General features: G+C 64.7%; 26 protein-coding genes and 2 riboswitches. Of the genes, 14 read left to right on the top strand and 12 right to left on the bottom strand.

What is annotated here, in order from left to right:
• Positions 1-40: 40 nt before the first annotated feature.
• Together GOQ09_RS17015 and GOQ09_RS17010 are read left to right on the top strand one after the other, a co-directional pair.
• Complete coding sequence (locus GOQ09_RS17015) at positions 41-451, top strand: RidA family protein (protein ID WP_157614589.1); 411 nt, start codon at positions 41-43, stop codon at positions 449-451.
• Between the two features lie 36 nt (positions 452-487).
• Positions 488-832, top strand: coding sequence for a VOC family protein (locus tag GOQ09_RS17010; RefSeq protein WP_157614588.1), 345 nt, complete (start codon positions 488-490; stop codon positions 830-832).
• Here GOQ09_RS17010 and GOQ09_RS17005 read toward each other — a convergent pair.
• Positions 815-1,411 (bottom strand): NAD(P)H-dependent oxidoreductase, encoded by a 597-nt coding sequence (locus GOQ09_RS17005; protein ID WP_157614587.1) that lies wholly within the window; start codon positions 1,409-1,411, stop codon positions 815-817. The two genes, GOQ09_RS17010 and GOQ09_RS17005, sit on opposite strands and share 18 nt — an antisense overlap.
• 97 nt (positions 1,412-1,508) lie before the next feature.
• On the opposite strand from GOQ09_RS17005, the gene GOQ09_RS17000 reads away from it, so the two are divergent.
• On the top strand, positions 1,509-2,180 hold the full coding sequence (locus GOQ09_RS17000; RefSeq protein WP_157614586.1) for a TetR/AcrR family transcriptional regulator: 672 nt from the start codon (positions 1,509-1,511) through the stop codon (positions 2,178-2,180).
• Here the strand turns inward: GOQ09_RS17000 and GOQ09_RS16995 are convergent.
• Positions 2,177-3,052 carry a LysR family transcriptional regulator gene (locus tag GOQ09_RS16995; protein WP_157614585.1) on the bottom strand — a complete coding sequence of 292 codons (876 nt, stop codon included), beginning with the start codon at positions 3,050-3,052 and terminating at the stop codon, positions 2,177-2,179. The two genes, GOQ09_RS17000 and GOQ09_RS16995, sit on opposite strands and share 4 nt — an antisense overlap.
• Before the next feature lie 104 nt (positions 3,053-3,156).
• On the opposite strand from GOQ09_RS16995, the gene GOQ09_RS16990 reads away from it, so the two are divergent.
• Positions 3,157-4,086 (top strand): NADP-dependent oxidoreductase, encoded by a 930-nt coding sequence (locus GOQ09_RS16990; RefSeq protein WP_157614584.1) that lies wholly within the window; start codon positions 3,157-3,159, stop codon positions 4,084-4,086.
• Positions 4,087-4,123: 37 nt separating this feature from the next.
• Positions 4,124-5,017: an NmrA/HSCARG family protein gene (locus GOQ09_RS16985; protein ID WP_157614583.1), complete on the top strand. Its 894-nt coding sequence runs from the start codon at positions 4,124-4,126 to the stop codon at positions 5,015-5,017.
• Here GOQ09_RS16985 and GOQ09_RS16980 read toward each other — a convergent pair.
• The gene (locus GOQ09_RS16980; RefSeq protein ID WP_157614582.1) at positions 5,010-6,488 is read right to left on the bottom strand and encodes an HD domain-containing phosphohydrolase; all 1,479 of its coding nucleotides are present in this window, start codon (positions 6,486-6,488) and stop codon (positions 5,010-5,012) included. The genes GOQ09_RS16985 and GOQ09_RS16980 overlap by 8 nt on opposite strands.
• Positions 6,489-6,656: 168 nt before the next feature.
• Between GOQ09_RS16980 and GOQ09_RS16975 the strand changes: the two genes are divergently transcribed.
• The 3 genes from GOQ09_RS16975 (at position 6,657) to GOQ09_RS16965 (ending at position 9,663) form a co-directional block, all read left to right on the top strand.
• Positions 6,657-7,238, top strand: coding sequence for a DUF308 domain-containing protein (locus GOQ09_RS16975; protein WP_157614581.1), 582 nt, complete (start codon positions 6,657-6,659; stop codon positions 7,236-7,238).
• A 134-nt stretch (positions 7,239-7,372) separates the two neighbouring features.
• Positions 7,373-8,710, top strand: coding sequence for a glycosyltransferase (locus GOQ09_RS16970; protein ID WP_157614580.1), 1,338 nt, complete (start codon positions 7,373-7,375; stop codon positions 8,708-8,710).
• Positions 8,707-9,663: a hypothetical protein gene (locus GOQ09_RS16965; protein ID WP_157614579.1), complete on the top strand. Its 957-nt coding sequence runs from the start codon at positions 8,707-8,709 to the stop codon at positions 9,661-9,663. Before GOQ09_RS16970 ends, GOQ09_RS16965 begins: the two co-directional genes overlap by 4 nt.
• Before the next feature lie 18 nt (positions 9,664-9,681).
• Here the strand turns inward: GOQ09_RS16965 and GOQ09_RS16960 are convergent, their stop codons facing one another.
• On the bottom strand, positions 9,682-11,151 hold the full coding sequence (locus GOQ09_RS16960; RefSeq protein ID WP_157614578.1) for a sensor domain-containing diguanylate cyclase: 1,470 nt from the start codon (positions 11,149-11,151) through the stop codon (positions 9,682-9,684).
• A gap of 106 nt (positions 11,152-11,257) precedes the next feature.
• Here GOQ09_RS16960 and GOQ09_RS16955 point away from each other — a divergent pair, with 106 nt between their 5' ends.
• The 4 genes from GOQ09_RS16955 (at position 11,258) to GOQ09_RS16940 (ending at position 14,417) form a co-directional block, all read left to right on the top strand.
• Complete coding sequence (locus GOQ09_RS16955; protein WP_157614577.1) at positions 11,258-12,310, top strand: NAD(P)H-dependent flavin oxidoreductase; 1,053 nt, start codon at positions 11,258-11,260, stop codon at positions 12,308-12,310.
• A gap of 15 nt (positions 12,311-12,325) precedes the next feature.
• Positions 12,326-13,015: an alpha/beta hydrolase gene (locus tag GOQ09_RS16950; RefSeq protein WP_157614576.1), complete on the top strand. Its 690-nt coding sequence runs from the start codon at positions 12,326-12,328 to the stop codon at positions 13,013-13,015.
• A 135-nt stretch (positions 13,016-13,150) separates the two neighbouring features.
• Entirely contained in the window at positions 13,151-14,059 is a 909-nt protein-coding gene (locus tag GOQ09_RS16945) for a DUF3014 domain-containing protein (protein ID WP_157614575.1), read from the top strand.
• Positions 14,060-14,168: 109 nt separating this feature from the next.
• On the top strand, positions 14,169-14,417 hold the full coding sequence (locus GOQ09_RS16940) for a hypothetical protein (RefSeq protein WP_157614574.1): 249 nt from the start codon (positions 14,169-14,171) through the stop codon (positions 14,415-14,417).
• A gap of 50 nt (positions 14,418-14,467) precedes the next feature.
• On the opposite strand, the gene gcvP is transcribed toward GOQ09_RS16940, so the two are convergent.
• From gcvP to denD, 8 genes are all read right to left on the bottom strand, one after another.
• On the bottom strand, positions 14,468-17,374 hold the full coding sequence (gcvP, locus tag GOQ09_RS16935) for an aminomethyl-transferring glycine dehydrogenase (protein WP_157614573.1): 2,907 nt from the start codon (positions 17,372-17,374) through the stop codon (positions 14,468-14,470).
• Positions 17,375-17,424: 50 nt separating this feature from the next.
• Entirely contained in the window at positions 17,425-17,796 is a 372-nt protein-coding gene (gene gcvH, locus GOQ09_RS16930; RefSeq protein ID WP_157614572.1) for a glycine cleavage system protein GcvH, read from the bottom strand.
• 49 nt (positions 17,797-17,845) lie between these two features.
• Positions 17,846-18,940, bottom strand: coding sequence for a glycine cleavage system aminomethyltransferase GcvT (gcvT, locus tag GOQ09_RS16925; protein ID WP_242631140.1), 1,095 nt, complete (start codon positions 18,938-18,940; stop codon positions 17,846-17,848).
• Between the two features lie 126 nt (positions 18,941-19,066).
• A riboswitch (glycine riboswitch) is annotated at positions 19,067-19,178 on the bottom strand.
• 12 nt (positions 19,179-19,190) lie between these two features.
• Positions 19,191-19,281, bottom strand: a riboswitch (glycine riboswitch).
• A 22-nt stretch (positions 19,282-19,303) separates the two neighbouring features.
• The gene (locus GOQ09_RS16920) at positions 19,304-19,843 is read right to left on the bottom strand and encodes a hypothetical protein (RefSeq protein WP_157614570.1); all 540 of its coding nucleotides are present in this window, start codon (positions 19,841-19,843) and stop codon (positions 19,304-19,306) included.
• A gap of 150 nt (positions 19,844-19,993) precedes the next feature.
• Positions 19,994-21,271: a TRAP transporter large permease gene (locus tag GOQ09_RS16915; RefSeq protein ID WP_157614569.1), complete on the bottom strand. Its 1,278-nt coding sequence runs from the start codon at positions 21,269-21,271 to the stop codon at positions 19,994-19,996.
• On the bottom strand, positions 21,268-21,762 hold the full coding sequence (locus GOQ09_RS16910) for a TRAP transporter small permease (protein WP_157614568.1): 495 nt from the start codon (positions 21,760-21,762) through the stop codon (positions 21,268-21,270). The genes GOQ09_RS16915 and GOQ09_RS16910 overlap by 4 nt, the downstream gene beginning before the upstream one ends.
• A gap of 86 nt (positions 21,763-21,848) precedes the next feature.
• Positions 21,849-22,820, bottom strand: coding sequence for a TRAP transporter substrate-binding protein (locus tag GOQ09_RS16905; protein ID WP_157614567.1), 972 nt, complete (start codon positions 22,818-22,820; stop codon positions 21,849-21,851).
• A gap of 70 nt (positions 22,821-22,890) precedes the next feature.
• On the bottom strand, positions 22,891-23,907 hold the full coding sequence (gene denD, locus GOQ09_RS16900) for a D-erythronate dehydrogenase (protein ID WP_157614566.1): 1,017 nt from the start codon (positions 23,905-23,907) through the stop codon (positions 22,891-22,893).
• Between the two features lie 101 nt (positions 23,908-24,008).
• Here denD and GOQ09_RS16895 point away from each other — a divergent pair, with 101 nt between their 5' ends.
• Positions 24,009-24,914 carry a LysR family transcriptional regulator gene (locus GOQ09_RS16895; protein WP_157614565.1) on the top strand — a complete coding sequence of 302 codons (906 nt, stop codon included), beginning with the start codon at positions 24,009-24,011 and terminating at the stop codon, positions 24,912-24,914.
• A gap of 91 nt (positions 24,915-25,005) precedes the next feature.
• Entirely contained in the window at positions 25,006-25,821 is an 816-nt protein-coding gene (locus GOQ09_RS16890) for a putative hydro-lyase (RefSeq protein WP_157614564.1), read from the top strand.
• Positions 25,822-25,824 lie beyond the last annotated feature (3 nt).

The raw sequence follows: 25,824 nt of genomic DNA, 5'->3' as shown, positions 1-25,824 counted from the left end.
GGGCCGGCGACGGCTCATTCGAGAAAAGAGGAAGCAATCCATGGCTCAACGTGACGTCGTTTTTCCGCCCGGGCGCCAGGCGCTCTATGAAAAGAACCGCTACTCGCCGGCGATCCGGTCCAACGGCTTCCTGTTCGTTTCAGGCCAGGTCGGCAGCCGGCCCGACGGCTCGCCCGAACCCGACTTGGAGGCGCAGGTTCGGCTTGCCTTCGAAAACCTCAACGCAATCCTGGCGGCCGCGGGCTGCACGTTCGACGACGTGGTCGATGTGACCGTCTTCGTCGTCGACCCGGAAGCGAACTTCGAAAAAATCTGGAATGTGGTGCCGGAGTACTGGGGCAATGCGCCGCACCCGACGCTCACCGGCATAGGCGTGACGTGGCTCTATGGCTTCAAGTTCGAGATCAAGGTGATTGCGAAGCTGCCGGAAACCAGCCAGCCTCGCGGGTAGGATCGCCTGTCTTCCTGAATCACGACTGGAGCAGCCATGCCGCTGAGGCCTCTCTTGCAATGTGCGGACCTTGAAGCCACCAAAGCCCACTACCGCGACGTACTCGGATTTGCGACGGTCGATTCCGAACGCGACACCCTGACCGTGGTGAAAGACGACTGCAGCCTGATCTTCACCCGGCAGGACTTGTGGAAGGTGCCGATGGCTTGCAGCGGCACCTTCTACTTCGCAATAGCCGATGTGGATGGCTACTACGAAGCTGTGAAGGAAAAGGCTTCGATCGCGTGGCCGCTGCAAGACATGTCGTATGGCTCGCGGGAGTTCGGGCTGCGCGACTGCAACGGCTACTACCTGGCTTTCAGGTCAAGCGGCAACGACTGAGAAAAGCCCGCGCCCAAGATCGCGCGCGGCTTCCAGTTGAGCGGTGCGATCCGGCAGGTCGGATTCGAGCAGGAACTCGGACGTCACCACGGGTGCGCCGCAGTAGCCGAAGATGCCATGGTCGATCTGCGTCTTCATCGCATCGAAGTAGCCATGCCGGTCGTAGGTTCCAGGGTCGGCGCCGCCAATGGCGACGAGGTGCACCGGCAAGTGGCCGAGGCGCTTGACGAGCTTGCCGTCCCGTTCGTCGTAGGCCCACCCGTTCGCGAACACGCGGTCGATCCAGCCCTTGAGCAGCCCCGGGAAGGACCACCAGTACACCGGATACACCAGCACAAGCGCATCGGCGCGGTCGATTCTTTGCTGTTCACGCGTCACGTCGGAGTCGGGCGGCGCCTGCTTCCTGTGGGACGCATGGTCGCCCGCGGTAAAGCGCGGGTCGAAACCCTCCGCTGCAAGGTCGGCAATTTCCGCCGTGTGGCCTTCGTCGGCAAGGGCTACGCCTTCGGCGAGCTTGCGCGCCACGTGGTGGGTGAGCGATTCCGGATCCGGGTGCGAGACAACGATGAGCGCATGCATGCGTGGAACTCCTTTCATGCTTCTTGAGGTTGAAGATGGCTGCTAAAGTCACAACCTACGATCAGTATATTGATTAACCTACCTTTGGTACATAACCATGCCCAAGCACGGGGTTAAAGAGGCACGCGCCACATCGGCCGATACCGGCGAGCCCAAGCGCCGCCGCCTCTCGCGGCAAGACCGCTACCGGCAACTCATCGAAGTGGCGTGGCGCATCGTGCGCGAATCGGGCACCGACGTCTTGACGCTCGGTTCGCTCGCCGAGCAGGCCGGCATCGCCAAGCCGGTGGTCTATGACCATTTCGCGACCCGCAATCGGCTGCTAGCCGCGCTCTATGGCGAGTTCGACATGCAGCAGAACGCGCTGATCGATGCCGCCATCGAGAACAGCGAACCGAGCCTGGCCGGGCGCGCATCCGTGATTGCCGGCTCGTACGTCGATTGCGTGCTCGCGCAGGGACGCGAGTTGCCCGGCGTGAGCGCGGCGCTGGCGGGCTCCCCTGAACTCGAGAGCCTCAAGCGCGAATCGGAAGCGGCCTTCCTGCAGAAGTGCCGCGCGCTGCTGGCACCGTTTGCCCCCGGCAAGGACATCGGCGTTGCCGGGCTGCGCGCCATGCTGGGCGCGGCCGAAGCCCTGTCGTATGCGGCAGCCATGGACGAGATTTCCGCATCGCAGGCCAAGGAGGAACTGCTCGAGACAATCCTGGGAATGGTGTCGCGGCAGCAGCGGCCCGCTTCGCGCCGCCCCGCGAGTCGACCGGTTTCCTAGCCGTTCAGCACGAGCGACTCCTGCGGATATTGCTCGCACATGAATTCGACGAACGCTCGCACCTTCGGCGCGGGAAGCCGCCTGGATGTATGCAGCACCCAGAGCCCTACCTCCACACCCGACACCACGCCCCACTGAACCAGTTCTCCGCGCGTCAGTTGGGTCCACGCGATGGACTGCGGTATGAGGGCGGCGCCTGCGCCCGCGACCGCAGCGTCGCGGATCATCAGGAACGAGGAAAGCCTCAGCCTTGGAATCGGCTCGATCACAAGGCGCCCGTCGTCGAGCGTCCAGTTTCCGCCTTGAAAGTTTGTTGAAACGATGCCGGGAACGGCGCCGGCCATGCCTGGCTTTGGCACCGGCACGGAAGGCGCGGCCACCACCACCAACCGGTCCTTGGCGAAGCACCGGCCCACGAGGCTGCTGTCGGGGCTCGGATTGATCCGGATCGCGGCGTCGAACTGCTCTTCGACGAGATCGACCAGGCGATCGTCCGCCACCACCTCGCACGTCACCTCAGGGTAGGCCGAGCAGAACCCGGCGGAGATGCGGCCCATCGCAAGCTGCGAGAACAGCACCGGCGAAGCGATACGCAAGCGCCCGCGCGGTACCGACAAGCCTTCACGCGCGGAAGTCATGGCGTCGGCCACCTCGTGCATCGGCCCTTCGGTGCGGTCCATCAGCAACTGGCCGGCTTCCGTGAGCTTGAGCCCGCGGGCGCTGCGCTCGATGAGCCGCACGCCGAGCTGCTCTTCCAGATCCGCGATGCGCCGGGACAGCGTGGCCTTCGATCTGCCGCTGGCGCGGCTTGCTTTTCCGAGGCCGCCGTTCGTTGCGACGAGCGCGAAGTCGCTCAGTGCGTTCAGGTCCATGGTGTTTCGAAATTGAGACGAGGTGTCTTCATTTTCGAGTCTTTGTTTTACTAATGCAACGACCTATCTTCTCCTCATCGCAACTTCGAAAAGAGGAAATTGAAATGACCACCACTCAACGTGCTGTGCTGATCCGGGCCTATGGCAGTCCTGCCGAGGTCGCCGAGATCGCCAGGCCCGTGGCAGGGCAGGGCCAGGTTCTGGTTCGCGTTCGGGCCGCCGGCGTGAACGGCATCGACTGGAAAGTTCGTGACGGCCTGGTCCAGCAGGCTTTCCCGCTGCAACTGCCCGCGGTGCTGGGTATCGAGCTTGCGGGTGTCGTCGAGGCGGTCGGCCCCGGCGCGTCGCGCTTTCGTGCGGGTGACCGCGTCATGGGGCCGCTTGGCGGGCTGGGTGCCTATGCCGAGTTCGTGGCGGTCGACGAGGTGAACCTGGTGCGTACGCCGCAAGGGCTGGACGACGTTCATGCGGCCGCCATCCCGGTGGCGTCCGTGGCAGCTTGGCAGAGCCTGCACCATGCGGGCCCGATTGGCACAGGCCAGCGAATCCTGATCCACGGTGCAGCGGGAGGGCTGGGCGGCTATGCCGTGCAATACGCCAAGCGGGCGGGCGCTGAAGTGTTCGCAACCGCGTCGGCCGCGCACCTCGACCACGTGCGCAGCCTGGGCGCGGACCACGTCATCGACTACCGGGCCCAACGCTTCGAGTCGGTCGCGCGGGACATCGACCTGGTGCTCGACTATGTCGGCGGCGAAGTGCTCGAACGCTCTTGGCAGGTGCTGAAGAAGGAGGGCGCGATCGTCGGCACCTCGTCGCCCGACATCCTTGCACGCACGCCGCCCGGCCGCCGCGGCCTGTGGTTCATGAACAAGCCGGACACCGCCCTGCTGGAACGGCTGGCGGCGGAGATCGCCCAAGGCACGCTGGTCTCGAAGCTCGGCGAAGCCGTGGGCTTCGCCGACATTCCAGCGGCCATCGAACGCAACCGCACCGACTCCCGCATCGGCAAGGTGGTCGCGGACTTCTCGCGCTGATCAATCTTTTTACCCCTCTAACCTTCTGGAGATTTTCATGAGCATTCTCGTCATCGGTGCCACCGGCACCATCGGTTCCCTCGTCGTCCAAGGCCTGGCCAGCGCCGGCGCCCAAGTCAGCGCGTTCGTTCGCGCACCCGGAAAGCAAAGCTTTCCGGCGGGCGTCAAGGAGGTCGTCGGCGACCTGACCGACGTGCCCTCATTGCGCGCGGCGCTGTCGTCGGTGCGCACGCTGTTTCTGCTGAACGCCGTCACGCCCGATGAAGTGACGCAGGCCCTGGTCGCGCTGAACCTGGCACGCGAGGCCGGCATCGAGCGCGTCGTCTACCTCTCCGTCATCCATGCGGACAAGTTCACCAACGTGCCGCACTTCACCGGCAAGCACACGGTCGAGCGAATGATCGAAAGCCTCGGCATTCCGGCGGCCATCCTTCGGCCGGCCTACTTCATGCAGAACGAGCGCATGGTCCAGCAGGTGATCCAGGGCTACGGCGTTTATCCGATGCCGATCGGTTCCACTGGCGTCGCAATGATCGACGCGCGAGACATTGCGGATGCTGCCGTCGCCGAACTGCTGCGCCGCGATGGCGCGCCCGCGCCGCTGCCGCGCACGACGCTGGAACTGGTCGGGCCCGAGCTGCTGACAGGAGAGTCGGTGGCCAAGATCTGGAGTGCCGCGCTCGGCCGTGACGTGGCTTACGGCGGCGATGACGTGGCCGCCTTCGAAGCGCAGATGGCAGGGCAGGGGCCGTCATGGCTTGCCTACGACATGCGCCTGATGATGGCCGGGATTCAGGAGTTCGGCATGCACGGTGCAGACGGCGCAGTGGAACGCCTGCAGGCGGTCATCGGGCATCCGCTGCGCAAGTACGGTGACTTCGTCAAGGAGGCGATTGCTGCATCGCAGCCTGCCCCAAGCCCGGTCAAATAAGCCCTCTGGTCGCCGCCTTCAACGTCGCCGCCGCTCGCGTCGAACATTCGAGCTTGAGGAACAGGCGTTCGACATGCGTTCGCACCGTGCGCGGGCTGATGCCCAGCGCACGAGCAACCTGCTTGGTGTTGTCGCCGCGGCTGATGCAGCGCAAAACCTCCAGTTCGCGCTCCGACAGAGGCTGCTCGCTGCGCGCCGCAGCTCCCACGGGCTTCGCCGACGCAGGCGACAGGACACTGGCGAGCAACGCATCGACGACTCCCTGGTCGAACCGGCCCGCCTCGACCTCCTCTTTCATGCGATCGAGCGCCTCTGCTTCGGTGAACGCCTCTCGCCACGGACGGCGGGTTCGAAGAGAAACCCACTGCTCTGCTGCGGCGACGAATTGCCCTTCCTGCGGCATCGCCGCGCCCGATCGGCCGCGGAAATGGCCGGAGCCATCGCGCCGTTCGAAGGCGAAGGATGCGATTTCTGCTTCGAGCGCGAGTCCATCGATTTGTCCGGCGGCGCGGGAAGTCCAGTACGGCACGAGCCGCAGGCGTTCCAGGGACGAGGCAGGCAGCGGTTCAGGCGCGTTCCAGATGGCGTTGGGCACGGATGCGCGCCCAATGCCGTGGATCAATCCGGCCTTGTACGTGCGGTGGCATGAGAGCTCGTCCAGGCCGGCACGCACGCTGCAGTCGCGCGCCAGCTGAGCCACGCGACGCGAGTAACCCGTCATCCACGGAAGCTTGAGATCGATCACGTCGCCCACGAGCTCCAGCCCGACGCGCCGAAGCATCGAAGCGGGCTGGTCGGCAACGTCGGTCCATGGTGGGGGAGTGCTATCCATCGTCTTCATCCACGTCGAGACATGTGGTGCGCTGGCCTCGACAAGGAAGCCGGGATAGACGCTGTTCGCGCGTCCGCGGGCCAGAGCGAGCGCTTCGTCGAGCCCGTAAAGGCGGCTGAAAATCTCGATGTCGCTCGCCAGAGCCACCACATACGTCGCAAGCGGCACGTCGTTGCCTTGCAGAAGGCCGGGCACGCCGCCGCCGTCGTAGGTTTCGAAAATGTTGCGCAGCGCCGCTTCGGTGCCGGCGCTCAAGCCGAGCGTGCTTGCTATGTCGCCGGCGATTTCGCAATGGATATTGGCCATGGCGAGCATGCCGTCGGGGATGGGCACGCTGCGAGGCTGCTGCTGCGCCCTTCGCGGCTTTTGCGATGCAAGAAGGGCGCTTCGACCTTGCACGTCGTCTTCCATGAAGTCAGCGAACTCCTGGGCATTGGCCGTGCACCCCGACCAGCGCAGCAGCGCGACGTGCCGGGCGGCCTCGACCTGCGATGGGTCGCAGCGGACCTGCGCCGCGATCAGTCCGGCGAGATAGGCGGTTCGCAGCGAATGGTCCGTCGGCTGGCCCATGCTCAGGTCGCCAATGAAAGCAAGCGCGCGAACCGCATCGAAAACGGCAATGGTTGTGTCGTCGGACATGAAGCGGCTGGGGCAAAAGCCCAGCATCGCACAGTTGCTTTTCTTGCGGGCTTGTCGGTCATTCGACCGATAGCACGCCTGGTGCCGTCGAAACAGAATCTCCTGCAACGGCTCCGCTGAAGGGGCTCCGACCTTCCAACCTGATCTTGCGGTCTTCACCGCCAATGCATGTCCAATACCAACCAATCCCCTGCCCAGCGAGCCGCGTGGCTGCGCAAGCTCTACTTCATTCGCGCCGCCTTCTCGTTCGCATGGGTCGCGTTGGCGTTCACCTTGGCGAAGGAGTCCCCCGTACTCGCAAGCGGCCTGCTGATCGTCTATCCCGCGTGGGATGCGCTCGCAAACCTGCTGGATGCGAGGATGACGGGAGGCGCAAAGCTCAATCCCACCCAGATCCTGAATGCCTGGATGAGCGGACTGGTCACCGTTGCAGTGATGGTTTCGCTCGCGCTCAAGCTCCAGATCATTTTGGCGATCTTCGGGGGCTGGGCCATCGTTGCAGGGCTGCTTCAGCTGGCGACGGCCATCCGTCGTCGCAAAGGCGATCAAGGGCAGTGGGTGATGATGTTGAGCGGGGCGCAGTCTGCACTGGCCGGAGGATTTTTTGTGGCACAGCAAGGCAGTGCTGCGCCTGTTGTGCAGACCTTTGGCGGCTATGCGGCGGTCGGCGCTGTGTACTTCCTGATCTCCGGGCTTGTCATCTTGTTTCGGCAGTCCAAAGGCAGGCCCGGTTCACAGCACACCGCATGACTGTGCTGCGCCGCCGCCGTCGCAAGGAGTGGGTTGCCCGCCGCCCGCAGTTGTTGGCGCGCATCGAAAAAATGTAAACAAACTGTTCGGCGCGTTCTTGGGACGTTACATTCTTGTGACCCCCGAGGATGCACATGAAAGTAGATGGCCGAGAGGCGAAGCGTTCGGCAATTTATCTGCCAGTGTCAGCTAAATTTCTGATCGCATTGATCGGGGCGATCGCGTGGATGGGGTTTTCGATCTGGGCCGCCGGCCCGTGGCTGGCCGATCTGAAAAGCTATGTAGGCACCGCTTTCGCCATTTTCCTGGTGTATGGCATTGCCATCATTCCGGGCTTCATGAATGCGTTCATGGCCATCAGCCTCGTTCTGGATAAAAGGCCGCCTCATCGCCCGTTGCCGGTTTATCCGCCAATATCCATATTGATTGCCGCGTACAACGAAGAAGCTTCCATCGACGAGACGCTGGTCAGCATTGATCAGCAGAAGTACCCGGGCGAATTGCAGGTCATCGTGATCAATGACGGCTCGGCGGATGGCACTGCGCAGGTGGTCCGGCGCGCCCTGGAGCGGTATGGCTGGCTCAGCTTTGTCGACCTGAAAAAGAACGGCGGCAAGGCACGCGCCCTGAATATCGGGTTCAAGGAGGTTCTGCACGATCTGGTCGTGACCGTCGACGCTGATTCTTTCTTGTACCGCGGCGCGCTCGCCAGCATTGTCGAGCGCTATCACGCCGACCCGTCCAATACGCGCGCCGTTGCCGGAAAAATCCTGGTTCGAAACTCGCGGCAGAACTGGATTACCCGTTGCCAGGAGTGGGACTACTTTCACGGTATTTCCGCAGTCAAGCGAGTGCAGTCGCTGTTCCAGGGCACCCTGGTTGCGCAAGGCGCATTTTCCGTCTACGACCGGGCCGCGCTGACCGAGGTTGGCGGATGGCCCGAGTGCGTGGGGGAAGACATCGTGCTCACATGGGCGCTCCTGAATGCCGGGTACAGGGTGGGGCACTGCGAGGACGCGTGCCTCTTCACCAATGTGCCCAGTACCCTCAGGCAGTTGGTCAAGCAGCGCCAGCGTTGGGCGCGGGGCATGACGGAGGCCTTTGTCAAACACCCCCGCATTCTTTTCAAGATGCGGCTGTCGACTTTTTTCATTCACTGGAACCTGTTGTTCCCGTGGCTGGACCTGGCATTCACCATTGGCTTCATTCCCGGAATAATATTTGCCTTGTTTGGCTATTACTGGATCGTGGGGCCAATGACCTTGGCATTGATTCCGGCGGCGTTTGCGCTGAGTTTCCTCATGTTTTCGATCGAGCGCCGGATGTTCAAGAAAACCGGCTTGGTCGTACGAAAAAATATTCAAGGGTTTTTTGTCTACGTGCTGCTGTACAGCTTGCTTCTGCAACCCGCCAGCGTGCTCGGCTATCTGGACGAACTGTTCCGAAAGCCCAAAGCCTGGGGCACCAAATGACCAGCACGCCGGCATATGCAGCGGCCGCCATTTCGGGCCTCATGGTGTTGAGTGCTTCCTGCCATGCGCAGGAAGAAGCGGCCGAGAGAAAAACTTCCGGCATGGCTTTCGGGACGGAAGCCATGCTGACCAGCGACAGCGACAACTTCGAATCCCGCCGGATTTCGGTCGAGTTTTTTCCCGCTTTTGAAAACGCCGACCGCTACCTCGGGTTCCGGCTCGGCGACTACAGGTACCAGCAAGACAACTGGCGAAGGGCAGGAAAAAAAGTCTCGTTCCTCGCGCGTTCAATTGAAACCAGAACGGCCAATGGCGGACAGATGGAGGCCGGCGTGTTCGAGCAGGGCGGCCATACGCTGCTGACGCTCGACGGAAGCTACCGCATCGCGCCGACAAAAAGCACGGCGGTGGAGTTTCTCGTCACGCGCGACTGGGTGGAAACGCCCAAGGCCCTCGACCGCGGAATCGATTTTTCATTCGTCGGTGTTGCGGTCGACCAAGGCTTGGGAAGCCATGTCACGCTGGTGGGGCTGCTGGCGCAGCAGTACTTCTCCGACGGCAATCGTCGGGACCACGGGCGCATCCGCGTCATCTACCAACCCTCGCTCGACTTGGGGCTGACCCTGCAAGCGCGCTACCGCACGTACCGCAGCACCCACGAGGATGTCGACAGGGCCTACTTCAATCCGAAGAGCTACAGCGAATCGATGCTGGCGGTCGGCTGGCGGCAGCGTTTTCAGGGCTGGACCGCGGCGGTAACGGCCGGGCTGGGCAACGAGAAGATCAACCACGACCTGAGCCAACCCACGAGACTGCTGGACGTGAGCTTGCAGAGCCCTGTGAGGGGATCGCAAGTGTTTCGCTTCAATGCCGGCTACAGCCGCAGCACCACCTTTTCGGGGCCCAGCTACCAGTACCGGTACATACGCGGCGAGTGGATCATCCTTTTCTAGGATGCAGGGGCCGCTTCTTCACCGCGCCTGGTCGCCTCGGCGGTCGGCCTTGCTTTCGCGGTAGTAGAGGGCCTTCTCCTCGTACATTGCACGGTCCGCGCGCTGCAGGGCCGCGTCGAGTTGGTCGCCGGCCTCGCAGGTTGCGACGCCCATTGCAAGGTTCAGCATCCGTCCGCTCTGCCCGGCGTAGAACTGGTTGTTCAATTCGACCATCGAGGCAATGCGGTCGCGCATCGCCTCCGCTCCGCGCTCGTCCGTCTTGGGGAGGACGACGGCAAATTCGTCGCCGCCGATGCGCGCCGGCCAGCCGGGCTCATCGACGGCCTTGCTCAGCACCTCGCCCACGCGCCTGAGCAGTGCATCGCCGGCGGCGTGTCCTTCTTCGTCGTTGACGGGCTTCAATCCGTTCATGTCGATCACCAGCACCGACACCGGCCATGGCCCCTTGCGCGTCAGCCGGTTCACTTCTTCCGTGAAGAAGGTGCGGTTGCGCAATTGGGTCAGCACGTCGTGCTTGCCCAGGTACTCGAGGTAGGCCTCGGCCTTTTTGCGGGCGGTGATGTCGATGAGCGATACCAGCACCAGGTCCCATGTGGCGAGCTGGTCTTCGAGCACCGCAAACTGCATGTGGATGTTCAGCAGGTCGCCCGTCAGTGCGTAGTTGATTACCTCTCGCTGCTGCAGCAGCTTGCCGTTCCAGAGGTCCAGCAACTGCTCGGCGAAGGAGTCCTGCATCTCGTCGCGGAAGATGTCCGAGAGGTTGTCCAGCAGCGTGCCCTTGTCGGCCGCTCCGAACATGCGCAGGGTTTCGCGGTTCACGTCGATCACGCGGATCTCGCGCATGCAGCGGGTGACGAACTCCGGGTGCACCTTGATGAAAGTCGTGAAGTCGCTGATGCCGCGTTTTCGTATGTCGTCGAGCAGGACCTTCACCGCGCTGAAGTCTTCCACCCACAAGGAAACGGGCGAGCGTTCGAACAGTTCGCGCGCATAGCGTTCGCTTTCCAGGCGCAGCTGTTCGGCGCGCACGCGCGCGGTAATGTCGTCGAGCGACACCAGCACACGGTCCCAGGATGCTTCGTAGCCGGGCAGTACCTGCACCCGCACGTGCACATCGAGCCTTCGGCCGTCGAGCGCATAGTTCACCGTCTGGTTGTCGAAGCAGAGATTTCCACGCCAGAGCTGGTCCAGCTCATAGATCACGGGCGCGGTCATGTCGTCGCGAAAGACGCTGTCCAGCCGCGAGAGCAGCTCGGCCTGGCTTTGCGCACCAAAGAGGCTGAGCGTGCTCTGGTTGACGCTCAACACCCGCAGTTGCGCCATGCATTCGCTCACCCGGCTCGGCTCGGCATTCAGGTGCGCCACCAGATCCACCACCCCCGCGCCGCGCCACGATTCGAACAGCCGGCGCAGCCCGCTGTAGTCTTCGATCCAGAGCGACATGGGCGCAAACTCGAACATCGACTCGTAGTCGGTGGAAGACGGCATGTGCAGCTCCTGGGCGGTGGGATCTGCCCGGATGATGCACCATTTGGTAGTAGGCGTTTTCCAGTCGTTGGACAATGGCCTGGGCACGAAACACAAGGAATTCCGCATGACCACGCTGCAGCAACTTCTAGGTACCGAACTTCCGTTGATCCAGGCTCCCATGGCCGGCATTCAGGGCAGCGCAATGGCCATTGCCGTCAGCAACGAGGGCGGGCTCGGCTCGCTCCCGTGCGCCATGCTGGGCAACGACGCCATCCGCACAGAAATAGCCGCCATTCACGCAGGCACCGGCAAGCCCTACAACGTCAACTTTTTCTGCCATGTGTCGCCGCAGCCAAGCGCCGAACGCGAGGCGACATGGCGCAACGCGCTGGCGCCTTATTACCGTGAACACGCCATCGATGCGGCCTCCATTCCCACCGGCCCGGGCCGCAACCCGTTCAGCACCGAAGTGGCCGAGGTGCTGGCCGAATTTCGTCCGCCGGTGGTGAGCTTTCATTTCGGTTTGCCGCCCGAGCCTCTGCTGGCGCAGGTGCGCGGGTGGGGTTCGAAGATCCTCGCCTCGGCCACCACGGTCGACGAGGCGCTGTGGCTGGAAGCGCAGGGCGTCGATGCCATCATTGCCCAGGGGCTGGAGGCGGGCGGCCATCGCGGGCACTTTCTTTCGCACGACCTCACGGCACAGCTCGGCACCTTCGCGTTGCTGCCGCAGGTGGTGAGCGCCGTAAGGCTGCCGGTCATCGCGGCCGGCGGCATTGCCGATGCAAACGGCGTGGCCGCCGCCATGGCGCTTGGCGCCGCAGGGGTGCAGGTCGGCACCGCCTACATGCTCGCGCCAGAAGCCTTCACCAGCGCCTTGCACCGTGCGGCGCTGAAGAGCGATGCAGCGCGCCACACCGCACTCACCAACCTTTTCACCGGCCGGCCGGCGCGCGGCATCATGAACCGGCTGATGCGCGAGTTGGGGCCCATTGCCGCGGTGGCGCCGGAGTTTCCGCTTGCCACTTCAGGCATTGCACCGCTGCGCGCCAAGGCCGAGGCGCAGGGCAGCGGCGATTTTTCGCCACTGTGGTCGGGGCAGAATGCGACGGGCTGCCGCGAGCTCCCGTCCGCCGAGATCACCCGTGCGCTGGCGCAGGGCTTTCACTTCACCGCCTGAACTCCCGCCAGACCCATGCCGCAACTGCATCTGCCCTTCAAGTTTCTCGAGCAGCCTTCCAACCCCAGCGTGCGCGAACCGTGGCTGCTGGTGCTGATGCACGGCGTCGGCAGCAACGAGCAAGACCTGTTCGGCCTCGCGCGGCTCATGCCGCCGCAGTTTCATGTGCTGAGCCTGCGCGCGCCCTATGTGCTGTCGCCCGATGCATATGCGTGGTTCGAGTTCCAGGTGCTGCCCGGCGGCGAGCGGCACATCGACGAAGAGCAGGAGCGCGAAAGCCGCTTTCTCCTCGGCGAAATGATTGCCTCGGCATCGCAGCAGCTCGGCGTGCCGACGGAACGCGTGGTGGTCGGCGGCTTCAGCCAAGGCGGCATCATGGCGCTGTCGCTGCTGCTGACGCAACCCGCGAAGGTGCGCGCCGCGATGGTGTGGCACAGCCGCCTGCTGCAGCAGGTGGTGCCGCACATTGCGCCGCCTGAGGCCTTCGAAGGCAAGGCCCTGTGGGTGAGCCATGGCAGCGCCGACAACGTGATTGCGCCAAGCGCCGCGCAAGCCACGCGCGAACTGGCGCGCGGCTTGCCGCTGGCGTTGTCGGGTGCGGACTTTCCCGGCGGGCATGAGATTCGACCGGCCGAACTGCAGGGCACGCTGGCCTGGCTTCAGGCGCTCAGCGCTGCGCCGGGAACACCCCAGCAACGGCCGTAGCACCGGTTTTCGCGCCATCGGCGCGTCACAGGGCGTTACGGGATGACGAGGGATGACACCTGGGAGGGCCGCCGAACTGGTGCACCATAGCCGTTCGCCTTTCATCGCAATCCTCGCAAAAGGAATATTGCCGACATGTCCGACAGCGACACCTCCGAATTCAGGCCGCGCCGCGAGAGCTCCGCCGGCACCCTCATCGTCATCGGCCTGCTGGCGATCGCGGCCGCTTTCTTCGGCTGGCGCTGGTACCAGCAGCAACAGCCGCAACCGCAGTCGCTAGAGCCGGCGCCCGTGGCCACCGCGCCGAACGACGGGCCCGCGCCCGCACCGCCGCCAGCCCCGTTGCCCGAATCGCTTGAGCCCAAGAACCCCATCGATGCGATCGCGCTGCCCGCCTCGGGCCTGCCCACGGTGGCCGATTCCGACACGCGCGTGATGTCGGCGCTGGTCGATCTGCTGGGCAGCAAGAACGTGGCGGAATTCGTGCAGTTCGACGGCGTGGTGCGCCGCTTCGTGGCCACCATCGACAACCTGTCGCGCGAGCAGGCGCCCGCGAGCGCATGGCCGGTGCAGCCCACCAAACAGCGCTTTGCCACCGAAGGCAAGGGCGAGGCCCAGACAATCGCGGCCAACAACGCGGCGCGCTACAAACCGATCGTGCTGCTTGCGGAGTCGGTCGATCCGGCCAAGGCAGCCAAGGTGTATGCGCAGCTTTATCCGCTCTTTCAGAAGGCGTATGAAGAGCTTGGCTATCCCGGCCGCTACTTCAACGACCGGCTCGTTGCCGTGATCGACCATCTGCTGCAGGCGCCCGAACCCGCCGGCCCGGTGCAGGTCCGGCTCGTCGAGGTCAAGGGCAACGTGTCGTCGCAGCGGCCCTGGGTGCGCTATGAATATGCCGATCCGCAGCTCGAATCGCTCTCGTCCGGCCAGAAGATCATGGTGCGCGTGGGGCTGGAAAACGAGCGCAAGCTCAAGGCCAGCCTGCGCGGGTTCCGCGAGCAGATTGCCACCGGCGACATGGCAAAGAAGACGCAGCGCTGACCCACCGCGCCGTAGGGGCGTGCCGATTGCCCGCCGTGTAGGCGCGGGCCGATTGCGCGCCTTGCGGATGCCGTGGATGATTTGTCCTCAAGATTCCGAGGACAACCGTATGAACCTGATGAGCGTCGACCTCTACCAGAGTGCTACCGATCCCGAGAAGTTTCTGGCGCTGCCCACCGGCACCGACCCAGCAGACCTCATGGGACCGATGACCTTCGACCGGGACTACGCGCACATCAAGCGCTACCAGGAAGCCTTCGAATTCGACCCGTCGGTCCCTTATGCGGGCGTTAACGCCGCGAAGATCGCGGCGGACATCCTCACCGTGAAATGGGCGATGTACCGGCGCGAAGGCTGAACGAAGAACGGCGGCACGGCAACGCCATACCGCCGCACCTGCCCCCCTGATCAGGCCTCTTCGGTTTCCTGGTATTCGCCCACCGGCACGCAGCTGCAGAACAGGTTGCGGTCACCGTACACGTTGTCGACCCGGCCGATGGGCGGCCAGTACTTGGCCTGCTTGAGTTCGGCCAGCGGAAACGCGCCGAGCTCACGCGAGTAGGGGTGCGACCATTCGGCGCCGAGCAGGCTCGCGGCGGTGTGAGGCGCGTGCTTCAGCGGGTTGTCGTCCTTGGGCCAGACGCCTTCTTCCACGCGGCGGATCTCGCCGCGAATGGCGATCATCGCGTCGACGAAGCGGTCCAGCTCGGCCAGCGGCTCGCTCTCGGTCGGCTCGACCATCAACGTGCCCGGCACCGGAAAACTCAGCGTCGGCGCATGAAAGCCGTAGTCGATCAGGCGCTTGGCCACGTCTTCGGCGGTCACGCCGCTGGTGTCCTTGAGCGGGCGCAGATCCAGGATGCACTCGTGCGCAACGTGGCCGTTGGGACTTGCGTACAGCGTGGGGTAGTGGTCCTTCAGGCGCGCGCTGATGTAGTTGGCGCTCAAGATGGCGGTTTCGGTTGCGGCCTGCAGGCCCTTGGCGCCCATCATGCGGCAGTACATCCAGCTGATCGGCAGCACGGCCGCATTGCCCAGCGGCGCCGCGGAAACGGCACCGACGCCGTTCGATGCAATGCCGGCCGTCGCATGGCCCGGGAGGTACGGCACAAGGTCTTCGACCACGCACACCGGGCCCACGCCCGGTCCGCCGCCGCCGTGCGGAATGCAGAAGGTCTTGTGCAGGTTCAGGTGGCTCACGTCGCCGCCAAATTCGCCCGGCGCGGCCACGCCGACCAGCGCGTTCATGTTGGCGCCATCGACATACACGCGGCCGCCGTGCTCGTGCACCAGTTCGCAGAGCTCCTTCACGCGGGTTTCGAACACGCCGTGCGTGCTGGGGTAGGTAATCATCACCGCCGCCAGCTTGTCGCTGTGCTTTTCGCAGGCGCGCTTCAGGTCGTCCATGTCGACGTTGCCCTGCGCATCGCACGCCGTCACCACCACCTGCAGGCCGACCATTTGCGCGCTTGCCGGGTTGGTGCCATGTGCCGACGAGGGAATCAGGCAGATGTTGCGATGGCCCTGGCCCTTGGCTTCATGGAAGGACTTGATCGCCAGCAGGCCCGCGTATTCGCCCTGCGAGCCGGCATTGGGCTGCAGGCTGATGCCCGCGTAGCCGGTGGCTTCGCAGAGCCATGCGCGCAGCTGCGCGTCGAGTTGCGCATAGCCTTGCTGCTGCTCTGCGGGCGCAAAGGGGTGGATGTTCGCGAACTCGGGCCAGGTGATGGGGATCATCTCGCTGGTCGCGTTGAGCTTCATCGTGCAGCTGCCGAGCGGAATCATGCTGCGGTCGAGCGCCAGGTCCTTGTCCGAGAGGCTGCGGATGTAGCGCAGCATCGCGGTTTCGCTCTTGTGCGTGTTGAACACCGGGTGCGTGAGAAAGGCGCTGGTGCGGCGCAGGTCTTCGGGCAGGCGCGGCGCGGTGTTGGCCAGGTCGTCGAAGCGCGGCATGGCCGTGCCGGCCGGCACGAACAGGGCCCAGAGCGTTTCGATGTCGGCGCGCGTGGTGGTTTCGTCGAGCGAAATGCCCAGGTGCTGCTGCAGCCGCTGGCGCAGGTTGACGCCTGCCGCGGTGGCGCGCTCGATGATCTTCGGCGTGTCTTCTCCGGTGCGGATGGTCAGCGAATCGAACGCCGTGGTGTTGAGCGGCTCGCGGCCCATTTGCGCCAGGCCCTGCGCAAGGATGGCGGTGAGCGCGGCGACGCGCTGCGCTATGCGCGTCAGGCCATCCGGCCCGTGGTACACGGCGTACATGCTGGCCACAACGGCCGGCAGCACCTGCGCGGTGCAGATGTTCGATGTGGCTTTCTCGCGGCGGATGTGCTGCTCGCGCGTCTGCAGCGCAAGGCGATAGGCGGGCTGGCCGTGGGTGTCGACGCTCACACCGACGAGCCGGCCCGGCAGCGAGCGCTTGAACTCGTCGCGGCAAGCCAGGTAGGCGGCGTGCGGGCCGCCGTTGCACAGCGGCATGCCGAAGCGCTGCGTGGTGCCGCAGACGATGTCCGCGTCCCATTCGCCCGGCGGCGCGAGCAGGGTGAGCGCGAGCAGATCGGCGGCCACGCAGAAGGCGGCATCGCACTGGTGCGCATGGCCTGCGAGCGGGCGCAGGTCGTGCACGTGGCCGGTGGTGGCGGGGTACTGCGCAAGCACGCCAAAGAACTCGCAGCTCGCCATCAGGTGCGGCAGCGTCTCGGAGACGGTGCTCACCTTCACCTCGATGCCCAGCGGCGCGGCGCGCGTCTTGATGACCTCGATGGTCTGCGGATGGCAGTCGCCCGACACCAGGAACACGTTGCTCTTGCTCTTTACGCTGCGCTTGGCGAGCGTCATGGCCTCGGCCGCGGCGGTGGCTTCGTCGAGCATCGAGGCGTTGGCGATGGCCATGCCCGTCAGGTCGCACACCATCGTCTGGAAGTTGAGCAGGGCTTCCATGCGGCCCTGCGAAATTTCGGCCTGGTAGGGCGTGTAGGCGGTGTACCAGGCGGGGTTTTCGAGCACGTTGCGCAAGATGACGCCCGGCGTGTGCGTGCCGTAGTAGCCCTGGCCGATGAAGCTCTTGAACACCTTGTTCTTCGCCGCGATGGCCTTCAGCTCGGCCAGCGCGTCCGCCTCGGTCACCGGCGCGGGCAGACGCATCGGCTTGGCGCGGCGAATGGCCGCGGGCACGATGCCGTCGATGAGCTCCGCCCGCGTTTCCGAGCCGATCACCGGCAGCATGCGCGCTTCGTCTTCCGCATCGATGCCGATGTGGCGGGCGAGAAATTCTTCGGCGTTCTCTAGTTGTTGCAGGGAAGGCTGGGCGGGAATCGGCATGGCGGTAAAGGCTCGGGGAATGAGGAAGGGCGGCTGAAGAACCCGGCGGCTCAGGATTCGGCGGCGAACTTGTCGTAGGTGGCGGCGTCGAGCAGCGCGTCGAGCTGCGCCGGATCGCTGAGCTTGACCTTGAAGAACCAGCCGGCGGCCAGCGGATCGGTGTTGGCGAGCGAAGGGTCGGCGCGCAGGGCTTCGTTCACTTCGGTGATCTCGCCCGACACGGGCATGAACACGTCGGCCGCGGCCTTGACCGATTCGACGACACCTGCCACTTCACCTTGCGCAAAGGTCTTGCCCACTTCGGGCAGATCGACAAAGACCACATCGCCCAGCGCGTCCTGCGCGTGAACGGTAATGCCGACAGTGGCCGCGCCGCCTTCGGCCGAAACCCATTCATGGTCCTTGGTGTACTTGATGCTCATGATGAAAAACTCCTCGTGGAAAAAATGACTGGTTCAGGAAGCGCAGAGCCTAGCCGCGGTAGTAGCGGGCGGGCACGAAGGGCAGGGTCGAGACTTCCATCGGCACCGGCTTGCCGCGCACGATGGCCTGCACGCGCGTGCCGGGTTCTGAAAACGCAGTGGCCACATAGCCCATGGCAACGGGGCGGTCGGCCGTTGGGCCGAGCAGGCCGCTGGTGACGATGCCGATGTCCTGGCCTTCGAAAGATTGCAGCAACGTGCCGTCGCGTACCGGAATGCGTTCCAGCGCCACAAGGCCGACGCGCTTGCGCTTCAGGGTGTCGTGGTCCGTGCGGCCCGCGGCGCCGGCCGTGGCGGCGGCCAATTGCGCCAGCACCTTGGCCGTACCCGGAAAACCGCCTTCGCGCGCGCCGCCCGCGCGGCGCACCTTCTGGATCGCCCAGTTGAGCGAGGCCTCGACGGGCGTGGTGGTGGTGTCGATGTCGTTGCCGTAGAGGCAGAGCCCGGCCTCGAGCCGCAGTGAATTGCGCGCGCCCAGGCCAATGGGCTTGACCTCGGGCTGCGCGAGCAGCAGGCGGGCGAGGGCGTCGGCATCCTGGCCGGCCACCGAAATCTCGAAGCCGTCTTCGCCGGTGTAGCCGCTGCGCGTTGCAAAGGCCGGAATGCCGCCGATCTGTACGGTGCCGCCGGTCATGAACACAAAGCGCTCGATGCCCGGAGACAAGCGGGCCAGCGCCGCGGCGGCCTGGGGGCCTTGCAGCGCGAGCAGCGCGTGGTCGGGCATGGGTTGCACGTCGCAGCGCTCGCCGATCTTCTGCTGGATGTGGGCCAGGTCGGCCACCTTGCAGGCGCCGTTCACGATCACGAAGATCGAGCCATGGCCCTCGTTGAAGAACATCAGGTCGTCGAGGATGCCGCCGTCGTCGTTCAGCAGCAGCCCGTAGCGCTGCTTGCCGGGCGCCAGGTCGATCACGTCGACGGGCATCAGGGTTTCGAACGCGGCGGCGGCGTCTGGCCCCACCAGGCGCAACTGGCCCATGTGGGAAATGTCGAACAGGCCGGCCGCGTCGCGCGTGTGCTTGTGCTCGGCCATCAGGCCGGCAGGGTATTGCACCGGCATGGAATAGCCGGCAAAGGGCACCATGCGGGCACCCAGTTCCACATGCAGGTCGTGCAGGGGCGTCTTGAGCAATGGGGCGTCGGATGATGAAGCGGAAGCGGCCACGGGGCACTCCAAAGGGGCAGTCGAGTTCCATGGCGCGAGCCATGGGCCACCCCTGCTGTCCGCTTTACCTGAGAGATTCGCCCCACGATCGGGGTTTGCTCCTTCGGTGGGCCGCCGCATCGTCTAGGTGCAAGGGCCTCTCTCCAGCAAGGAAACGCCGGCATGCGCCAGCGCCTTGTCAGTCCTTTTGCCTGAGCGTTCGGGAAACCCCTGCGCCTTCGGCGGCCTCGCGTGGCGAAGCTCTCTCCTGACCCCGCCGAGTGTAGTGGATCGCGCAAAGCCTCAGTGCACGGTTTCCGAAGCGGGGGGCAGCAACCTTTCGATACGCTCGCGCAGGGATTCGGCCCGTTCGGCCCCGGCGGCTTTTTCAACTTCCGTCAGCATGAGCGCGGCAATCGTCAGCATGGCGTCGCGGTCGCGGGCTTCGCGCAGCGCATCGCGCATCTGCTGCGCAAACTTGGGGTCGCGGCGCACGAACATGCGCTCGCAGATGTCGAACAGGAACATGCGCGTGGTGGCCAGGGAGCGCTTGCCGTCGAAGTTGTCGGTCGAAGTTGCCGCAACGCGAATGGGCTCCACCGCGGGCGCCGGGCCTGGTGCGACGGCTTTCTGCTGGGCGGGCTGCGCGTCGTGCAGGTAGCCGCGGTTCATCAGCGCCCGCAGTGTCTGTTCGGCTTCGTCGCGGCTTGCGAACAGCGGGCTGAAATCGGTCAGCGAACGCCGGCCGTCGGCCATCAGCAGCAATGCGCGCTCACGCTGGCTCAGCGTGCGCTGCCCGCCTTGGAGTTCGTCGCGTGCCTTGTCGGTCTTGGTGGGAAACATGGCGCCACAGCTTTCGGAATCGAAGTCTGCAGCATCGTTGCGGCTGGTGACATCTTTGTGAAACGTTTGCCTTACAGGGGCATTTGCCGCATAAAAAAAAGGCAGCCTGCAAAGGCTGCCCGTTTTTTGTCCCTGGTTTCCCGCTGCCGCTTACTTGGCGTACACCAGGTCGCGCAGCGCCAGCGATATCCACGGCACGTAGGTAATCACCATCAGGCAGGCCAGGATCACCAGCACGAAAGGAATCAGGTATTTCACGATCCGGTCGAGCGAGATGCGGGCCACCGTGCACGCCGCAAACAGGTTCACGCCGAAGGGCGGAGTGATCATGCCGAGCGCGAGGTTCACCACCATGATCAGCCCGAAGTGGACCGGGTCGACACCGAAGTGCACCGCCACCGGCGCCAGGATGGGCGCGAGCACGATGATGGCCGCGCTGGTCTCGATGAACATGCCGATGATGAACAGCGCAGCGTTCACGCCCAAGAGGAACATGGTGGGCGACTTCAGTACCTCCTGCAGCCAGTGGCCGATGGCGTCGGGCACGCCCGCACGCGTGATCAGGAAGGCGAACAGGCCCGCATTGGCAATGATGAACATGATCACCGCCGACGACAGCACCGACTTGCGCAGGATGAGGTACAGGTCCTGTAGCTTGATCTCGCGGTAGATCACCACGCCAACCACCAGCGCATAGAACACCGCCACCGCCGAGGCCTCCGTCGGCGTGAAGATGCCGCCGTAGATGCCGCCCAGGATGATCACTGGCATCAGCAGCGCCCAGCCGGCCTGCCACGTCGCCTTGCCGAAAGGCATGCGGCCGTCGCCGTCGTTCTTGCCCCAGCCCTTCCATTTGCAAAACGCCCAGACGAACAGCATCAGCGCCAGGCTGATGAGAATGCCGGGGCCGAAGCCTGCAATGAACAGCTCGCCGATGGACACCTCGGCGCTCACGCCGTAGAGAATCATCGGAATGGAGGGCGGAATGATCACGCCCAGCTCGGCGCTCGTGGCCTGCAGTGCGGCCGCGTACGCGGTGGGATAGCCGTGCTTGATGAGCGCAGGAATAAGAATGGCGCCAATGGCAAAGGTGGTGGCCACCGACGAGCCCGACACTGCCGCGAAAATCATGCAAGTGAGCACGCAGGTCATGGGGAGGCCGCCCTGCACACCGCCCACGATGCTCTTGGCAAATTCGACCAGCCGGCGCGAGATGCCGCCGGTTTCCATCAGGTTGCCGGCCAGGATGAAGAACGGAATGGCCGCGAGCGGAAACTTGTTGATCGAATTGAACATCTCCTTCACGGAGATGAGCATGTTGACGTTGGCCACCTGGATACCCAGGATCGATGCGAGCCCGATGGACACCGCCACTGAAACCGACAGTGCAAAACACAGCACCATCGTTGCAACCATCACGGGGGTCATTGCGCGGTCTCCAGTTCGAGCCGCTTGGGATCGAGAAAATTACCAACGATGCCGAACAGGCAGAAAACGGAACCGACCGGCAGCGCCAGGTAAGACCACATCATCGACACGCTTTCGAGCCCGGCCATCGATTGCACGCGGCCGCGCATGGCGTAGTCCCAGCCCCACCACAGAATGACCAGCATCAGCGCCAATGCCGCAAGGCTCACCACGGCGTCGAGCACGCGCTTGACGCGCGGCGGGCTCCAGCGGTAGAGCACATCCACGCTCACCATCGCCCCTTGGCGAAACGCCATCGGAATGCCGAGGAACACCATCCAGATCAGGCTCATGCGGATCAGGATTTCGCTCCATTCGGCGGGCTGCTCGAGCACAAAGCGCGTGATGATCTGGAACACGCCCAAGCCGGAGGCGATGACCAGCATCACGCAGGCGGCAATCATCGAGAAGCCGGTCGTCCAGCGCTCGATGCCAAGAAATCGTTCTTTCATCTGCAGTCGTGATGTTGAAAACAAAAAAGCCCGCCAGATCGAACTGAGCGGGCACCGATGCTATCGAAGAGATAGCACCACCGAATTCACTTGAACTCGCGGATCTTGTCGAGGTTGGCCTTGCCGAAGTCCTTTTCGAACTGGGCATTTACCGGCCCCAGGGCGGTGACGAACTTGGTCTTGTCGATGTTGTCGATCACCGTCATGCCCTTGGCGCGCAAGTCGGCCACGCCCTTGGCGTCGTCTTCGTCCACGCGTGCGCGATTGGCCTTGGTGCCTTCTTTCGCAGCGTCGAGGAAGGCCTGCTTGTCAGCCGCGCTGAGCTTGTCGAAGGTTGCCTTGTTCATTACGAAGATGCACGGCGAGTAGACGTGCCCGGTGAGCGAAAGGTGCTTTTGCACCTGGTCGAACTTGGCCGAGATGATCACCGACAGCGGGTTCTCCTGGCCGTCGACCGTGCCCTGCTGCAAGGCGGTGAACACTTCGGGGAAGGCCATCGGCGTGGTGACGATCCCGAAGGTCTTGTAGGCCGCAATGTGCACCGGGTTTTCCATGGTGCGCATCTTCAGGCCCTTGAGGTCTTCCGGCGCCTTCACGTCGCGCTTGCTGTTGGTCATGTGGCGGAAGCCGTTTTCGGCCCAGGCCAGCGCCTTGAAACCCTTGGCGTCGAACTTGGTCAGCAGGTCCTGGCCGATCGGGCCGTCGAGCACGGCGCGCGCATGGGCCTTGTCGCGGAACAGGAAGGGCACGTCGAGGATTTTTGTCTCGGGCACAAAATTCGGCACCGGGCCGGTCGAGGAGAAAGCCAGCTCTTGCGTACCGAGCTGCACGGCTTCGATCGACTCGCGTTCGCCGCCCAAGGAGCCGTTGTAGAAGGTCTGGACCTTGTAGCGTCCGCCGGTGCGCTTTTCGACTTCCTTCGCAAAGACGTCGATCGCAACACCCTGGTGCGAGTTCTGCGCGGTCGAAATGCTGATTTTCATGGTGGTCTGCGCGAAGGCGGCGCACGCCATGCACATGCCCAGAACCAGGCCGGCGGCCAGTCGGGTCAATTTCATTGTGTTGTCTCCAGAGAAAAGAAGGCGCGAAGAAAAAGCGAAAAAAGCAAACTCCGCGGGCAGCCGCCGACTATGCCGTAACAGGGAGCTTCACCGCGTCGGGATTTTCACGGACGTAATCACGAATAACTACTTCGAAATCGGCGTCCGCCGAGAGTCCCAGGCGTTTGGCGCGGGCGGTTTCGATGCGTCCGGGCCAGGTTTTCACGATGCGCTGGATGGCCGGATCTGGTGTGCGGTCGAGCAGGGCGGTGGCGGCCTGGCCGGCCACGCGCTCGAGCGCGGCAGCCATCTCGCCCACCGTGGTGGAAAGCGAAGGCAGGTTCAGCGCGGTGCGCGGGCCCCATTCGGCGTCGCTTGCCTCTGCGGCGCGGATGATACCTTCGACGGTGCGGGCCGGCGAGGCGATGGCCACCGGTGTTTCGTCGGGCACCGGGCAGGCGGCGCGAATGCCCGCGAGCGGCTCGCGGATCATGCCGCTGAAAAAGCCCGACGCTGCGCCGTTGGGCTTGCCGGGGCGCACGCTCACGGTCATCAGGCGCACGCTGCGCCCGCGGATGAAGCCCTTGCGCGTGTAATCGGCCACCAGCTGCTCGCCGATGAACTTCTGGATGCCGTAGCTGGTCTGCGGAGTGGGCAGCGTGTGGTCTTCGATCACCGGCGGCAGGGGCTGCTCGGGTGAATCGCCAAACACTGCGAGCGAGCTGGCAAACACCACCAGCGGCCGGGTGCCCACGGCGCGCGCCTTGTCGAGCAGGGCGTGCGTGGCTGCGAAGTTGCTGCGCATGCCCAGATCGAAATCGGCCTCGCATTCGCCGCTCACTGCAGCGGCCAGGTGAAAGATGGCGTCGGCTTCGCGCCAGAGCGCCGCATCGGGCGAAGCCAGTTGCTCGTTCAGGTCGCCGAGCGCGGCGGCAATGCGTGGGTCGGCCGCAAGGTCGGCTGGCGGCGCGACGCGGTCGACCAGCGTGATGCGGGAAATGTCGCGCGCCAGGGCGCCGGCAAGCGAAAGGCGCCCCTGCTTCAGCAGTGTGCGGGCAAGGCGGGCGCCAACGAAGCCGGCGCCGCCGGTAATGACGATCTGCATGGTTGTCTTGTCTCCTTCGCAACGAGCATAGCGCAGCGGAACGGGCCGCTCAGGCGACACTCGCGGCTCGCGCAATCAAGGAACCGGGCGACCGGAAAACGATGAACCTGCGATTCGTTGAAGCCTTTCACTGGGCCGTCGCGCTCAAGAGCGTCACCCGTGCGGCCGAGAAGCTGCACCTCACTCAATCGGCGCTCTCCAGCCGCATTGCCGCGCTCGAGCGCGAGCTGGGCGTGCTGCTGCTCGACCGGCGCGACAAGCAGTTTCGACTCACGGTGGCGGGGCAGCGCTTTCACGCCTTTGCGCAGAAGCTGCTCGAGATGCAGATGCACATCAAGGCCGAAATGGGCTCGGGCGCCGTGCGCGAGGCCGTGCTGCGCGTGGGCGCCATCGAGTCGGTGGTGCACAGCTGGCTCACCGGGTGGCTCAAGCACATGCAGGCGACGCATCCGGACTTCGAGCTGGAGCTCACCGTCGAAACCACGCCGGTGCTGGTCGACCAGTTGCAGCGCGGCAAGCAGGACCTGGTGTTTGCCGCGCTGCCCGCCGCCGGCGACGGCGTGCGAACCCGCGCCGTGCCGCCCATGCCCATGTGCTTTGTCGGCCACCGCGAGCTGCACCTGAAGCGGCGCTACCGATTGCCGGACCTGCTTTCGCTCGACCTGCTGACATTTCAGCGAGGCTCGCAGCCGCATGTGGCGCTGCTCGAGCTGTTTCGCGATGCCGGCAGCCCGCCGCCGCGTGTGCACGCGATCTCGTCGATCTCGGCGATGGCGCAGCTGGTGGAGGCGGGCTTTGGCGTGGCGACGCTGCCTCGTGCGGTGGTCGAGCCGCTGGCGCGACGCCTGCCGCTGCGGGTGCTGCCGTGCGACGACACGCTGGAGCCGCTGCCCATCTACGCGAGCTACCGCGACGACCCGTCTTCTCCGCTGCCCGAGGCCGCGCTCGGCTCCGCCGTGGTGCACGCTTCGCACCGCCAAGGGTCATCGAAAAAATCGATGAGCTGAGCGAGAAACTTTGCGTTGGCGTTCGTGAGCGCGGATTCCCACAATCCGTCGAATCACACCACAGCGATGCATCCGGCATCGAAAACGCCAAATGTCGAACCGCCAATCCTTCGTAGAACAACCCGGCGCGGCGAGCAGCGCGCTGGCTGTGCGCCAGGCCTGCCGCAGCGGCGCACTGGCCGCCCACACCAGTGGGCTGGCCAGTGCCCATGTGCAAGGCAACCTCGTGATCCTGCCGAAAGCGCACGCCGCCGACTTCCTGCGCTTTTGCCAGGCCAACCCCAAGCCGTGCCCGTTGCTCGGCGTGTCCGAAGCCGGTGACCCCGCGTTGCCGGCGCTCGGCGAGGACATCGACATTCGCACCGACCTGCCGCGCTACCGCGTGTGGCGGGACGGTGTGATGGTCGACGAGCCCACCGACGTGCGCGCCCTCTGGAACGACGACATGGTGAGCTTTGTCATCGGTTGCTCCTTCACCTTCGAGCACGCGCTGATGGCCGAGGGCATTGTGCTGCGCCATGTGGAGCAGGGCCGCAACGTGGCGATGTACCGCACGTCGGTGGCCACCGCGCCGGCGGGCCTGTTCCATGGGCCGATGGTGGTGTCGATGCGTCCGCTGCGGGCGGCCGACGCCATTCGTGCGGTGCAGATCACGTCGCGCTTTCCGGCGGTGCACGGCGCGCCGGTGCACATCGGCGATCCGGCGCTGATCGGCATCCGGTCGATTGCCGATCCCGACTACGGCGATGCAGTCGAGGTCATGCCCGACGAACTTCCCGTGTTCTGGGCCTGCGGCGTCACGCCCCAGGCCGCGCTGGCCGCCGCCAGGCTGCCGTTCGCCATCACGCATGCGCCGGGCTCGATGCTCGTGACCGACCTGCTGCATCACCGACTGGCTGCGTTCTAGGCC

Origin of the sequence: Variovorax paradoxus (genome assembly GCF_009755665.1) — a bacterium.
Taxonomy (GTDB): Bacteria; Pseudomonadota; Gammaproteobacteria; order Burkholderiales; family Burkholderiaceae_C; genus Variovorax; species Variovorax paradoxus_G.
The sequence above is the reverse complement of the archived record's forward strand: the minus strand, read 5'-3'. Positions and strand labels throughout refer to the sequence as shown.

Bases quoted from the DNA above. Each gene is read 5' to 3' on its own strand.
- GOQ09_RS17015 (WP_157614589.1), top strand. From the start codon at position 41: ATGGCTCAACGTGACGTCGTTTTTCCGCCCGGGCGCCAGGCGCTCTAT.
- GOQ09_RS17010 (WP_157614588.1), top strand. From the start codon at position 488: ATGCCGCTGAGGCCTCTCTTGCAATGTGCGGACCTTGAAGCCACCAAA.
- GOQ09_RS17005 (WP_157614587.1), bottom strand. From the start codon at position 1,411: ATGCATGCGCTCATCGTTGTCTCGCACCCGGATCCGGAATCGCTCACC.
- GOQ09_RS17000 (WP_157614586.1), top strand. From the start codon at position 1,509: ATGCCCAAGCACGGGGTTAAAGAGGCACGCGCCACATCGGCCGATACC.
- GOQ09_RS16995 (WP_157614585.1), bottom strand. From the start codon at position 3,052: ATGGACCTGAACGCACTGAGCGACTTCGCGCTCGTCGCAACGAACGGC.
- GOQ09_RS16990 (WP_157614584.1), top strand. From the start codon at position 3,157: ATGACCACCACTCAACGTGCTGTGCTGATCCGGGCCTATGGCAGTCCT.
- GOQ09_RS16985 (WP_157614583.1), top strand. From the start codon at position 4,124: ATGAGCATTCTCGTCATCGGTGCCACCGGCACCATCGGTTCCCTCGTC.
- GOQ09_RS16980 (WP_157614582.1), bottom strand. From the start codon at position 6,488: ATGTCCGACGACACAACCATTGCCGTTTTCGATGCGGTTCGCGCGCTT.
- GOQ09_RS16975 (WP_157614581.1), top strand. From the start codon at position 6,657: ATGTCCAATACCAACCAATCCCCTGCCCAGCGAGCCGCGTGGCTGCGC.
- GOQ09_RS16970 (WP_157614580.1), top strand. From the start codon at position 7,373: ATGAAAGTAGATGGCCGAGAGGCGAAGCGTTCGGCAATTTATCTGCCA.
- GOQ09_RS16965 (WP_157614579.1), top strand. From the start codon at position 8,707: ATGACCAGCACGCCGGCATATGCAGCGGCCGCCATTTCGGGCCTCATG.
- GOQ09_RS16960 (WP_157614578.1), bottom strand. From the start codon at position 11,151: ATGCCGTCTTCCACCGACTACGAGTCGATGTTCGAGTTTGCGCCCATG.
- GOQ09_RS16955 (WP_157614577.1), top strand. From the start codon at position 11,258: ATGACCACGCTGCAGCAACTTCTAGGTACCGAACTTCCGTTGATCCAG.
- GOQ09_RS16950 (WP_157614576.1), top strand. From the start codon at position 12,326: ATGCCGCAACTGCATCTGCCCTTCAAGTTTCTCGAGCAGCCTTCCAAC.
- GOQ09_RS16945 (WP_157614575.1), top strand. From the start codon at position 13,151: ATGTCCGACAGCGACACCTCCGAATTCAGGCCGCGCCGCGAGAGCTCC.
- GOQ09_RS16940 (WP_157614574.1), top strand. From the start codon at position 14,169: ATGAACCTGATGAGCGTCGACCTCTACCAGAGTGCTACCGATCCCGAG.
- gcvP (WP_157614573.1), bottom strand. From the start codon at position 17,374: ATGCCGATTCCCGCCCAGCCTTCCCTGCAACAACTAGAGAACGCCGAA.
- gcvH (WP_157614572.1), bottom strand. From the start codon at position 17,796: ATGAGCATCAAGTACACCAAGGACCATGAATGGGTTTCGGCCGAAGGC.
- gcvT (WP_242631140.1), bottom strand. From the start codon at position 18,940: ATGGTGCCCTTTGCCGGCTATTCCATGCCGGTGCAATACCCTGCCGGC.
- GOQ09_RS16920 (WP_157614570.1), bottom strand. From the start codon at position 19,843: ATGTTTCCCACCAAGACCGACAAGGCACGCGACGAACTCCAAGGCGGG.
- GOQ09_RS16915 (WP_157614569.1), bottom strand. From the start codon at position 21,271: ATGACCCCCGTGATGGTTGCAACGATGGTGCTGTGTTTTGCACTGTCG.
- GOQ09_RS16910 (WP_157614568.1), bottom strand. From the start codon at position 21,762: ATGAAAGAACGATTTCTTGGCATCGAGCGCTGGACGACCGGCTTCTCG.
- GOQ09_RS16905 (WP_157614567.1), bottom strand. From the start codon at position 22,820: ATGAAATTGACCCGACTGGCCGCCGGCCTGGTTCTGGGCATGTGCATG.
- denD (WP_157614566.1), bottom strand. From the start codon at position 23,907: ATGCAGATCGTCATTACCGGCGGCGCCGGCTTCGTTGGCGCCCGCCTT.
- GOQ09_RS16895 (WP_157614565.1), top strand. From the start codon at position 24,009: ATGAACCTGCGATTCGTTGAAGCCTTTCACTGGGCCGTCGCGCTCAAG.
- GOQ09_RS16890 (WP_157614564.1), top strand. From the start codon at position 25,006: ATGTCGAACCGCCAATCCTTCGTAGAACAACCCGGCGCGGCGAGCAGC.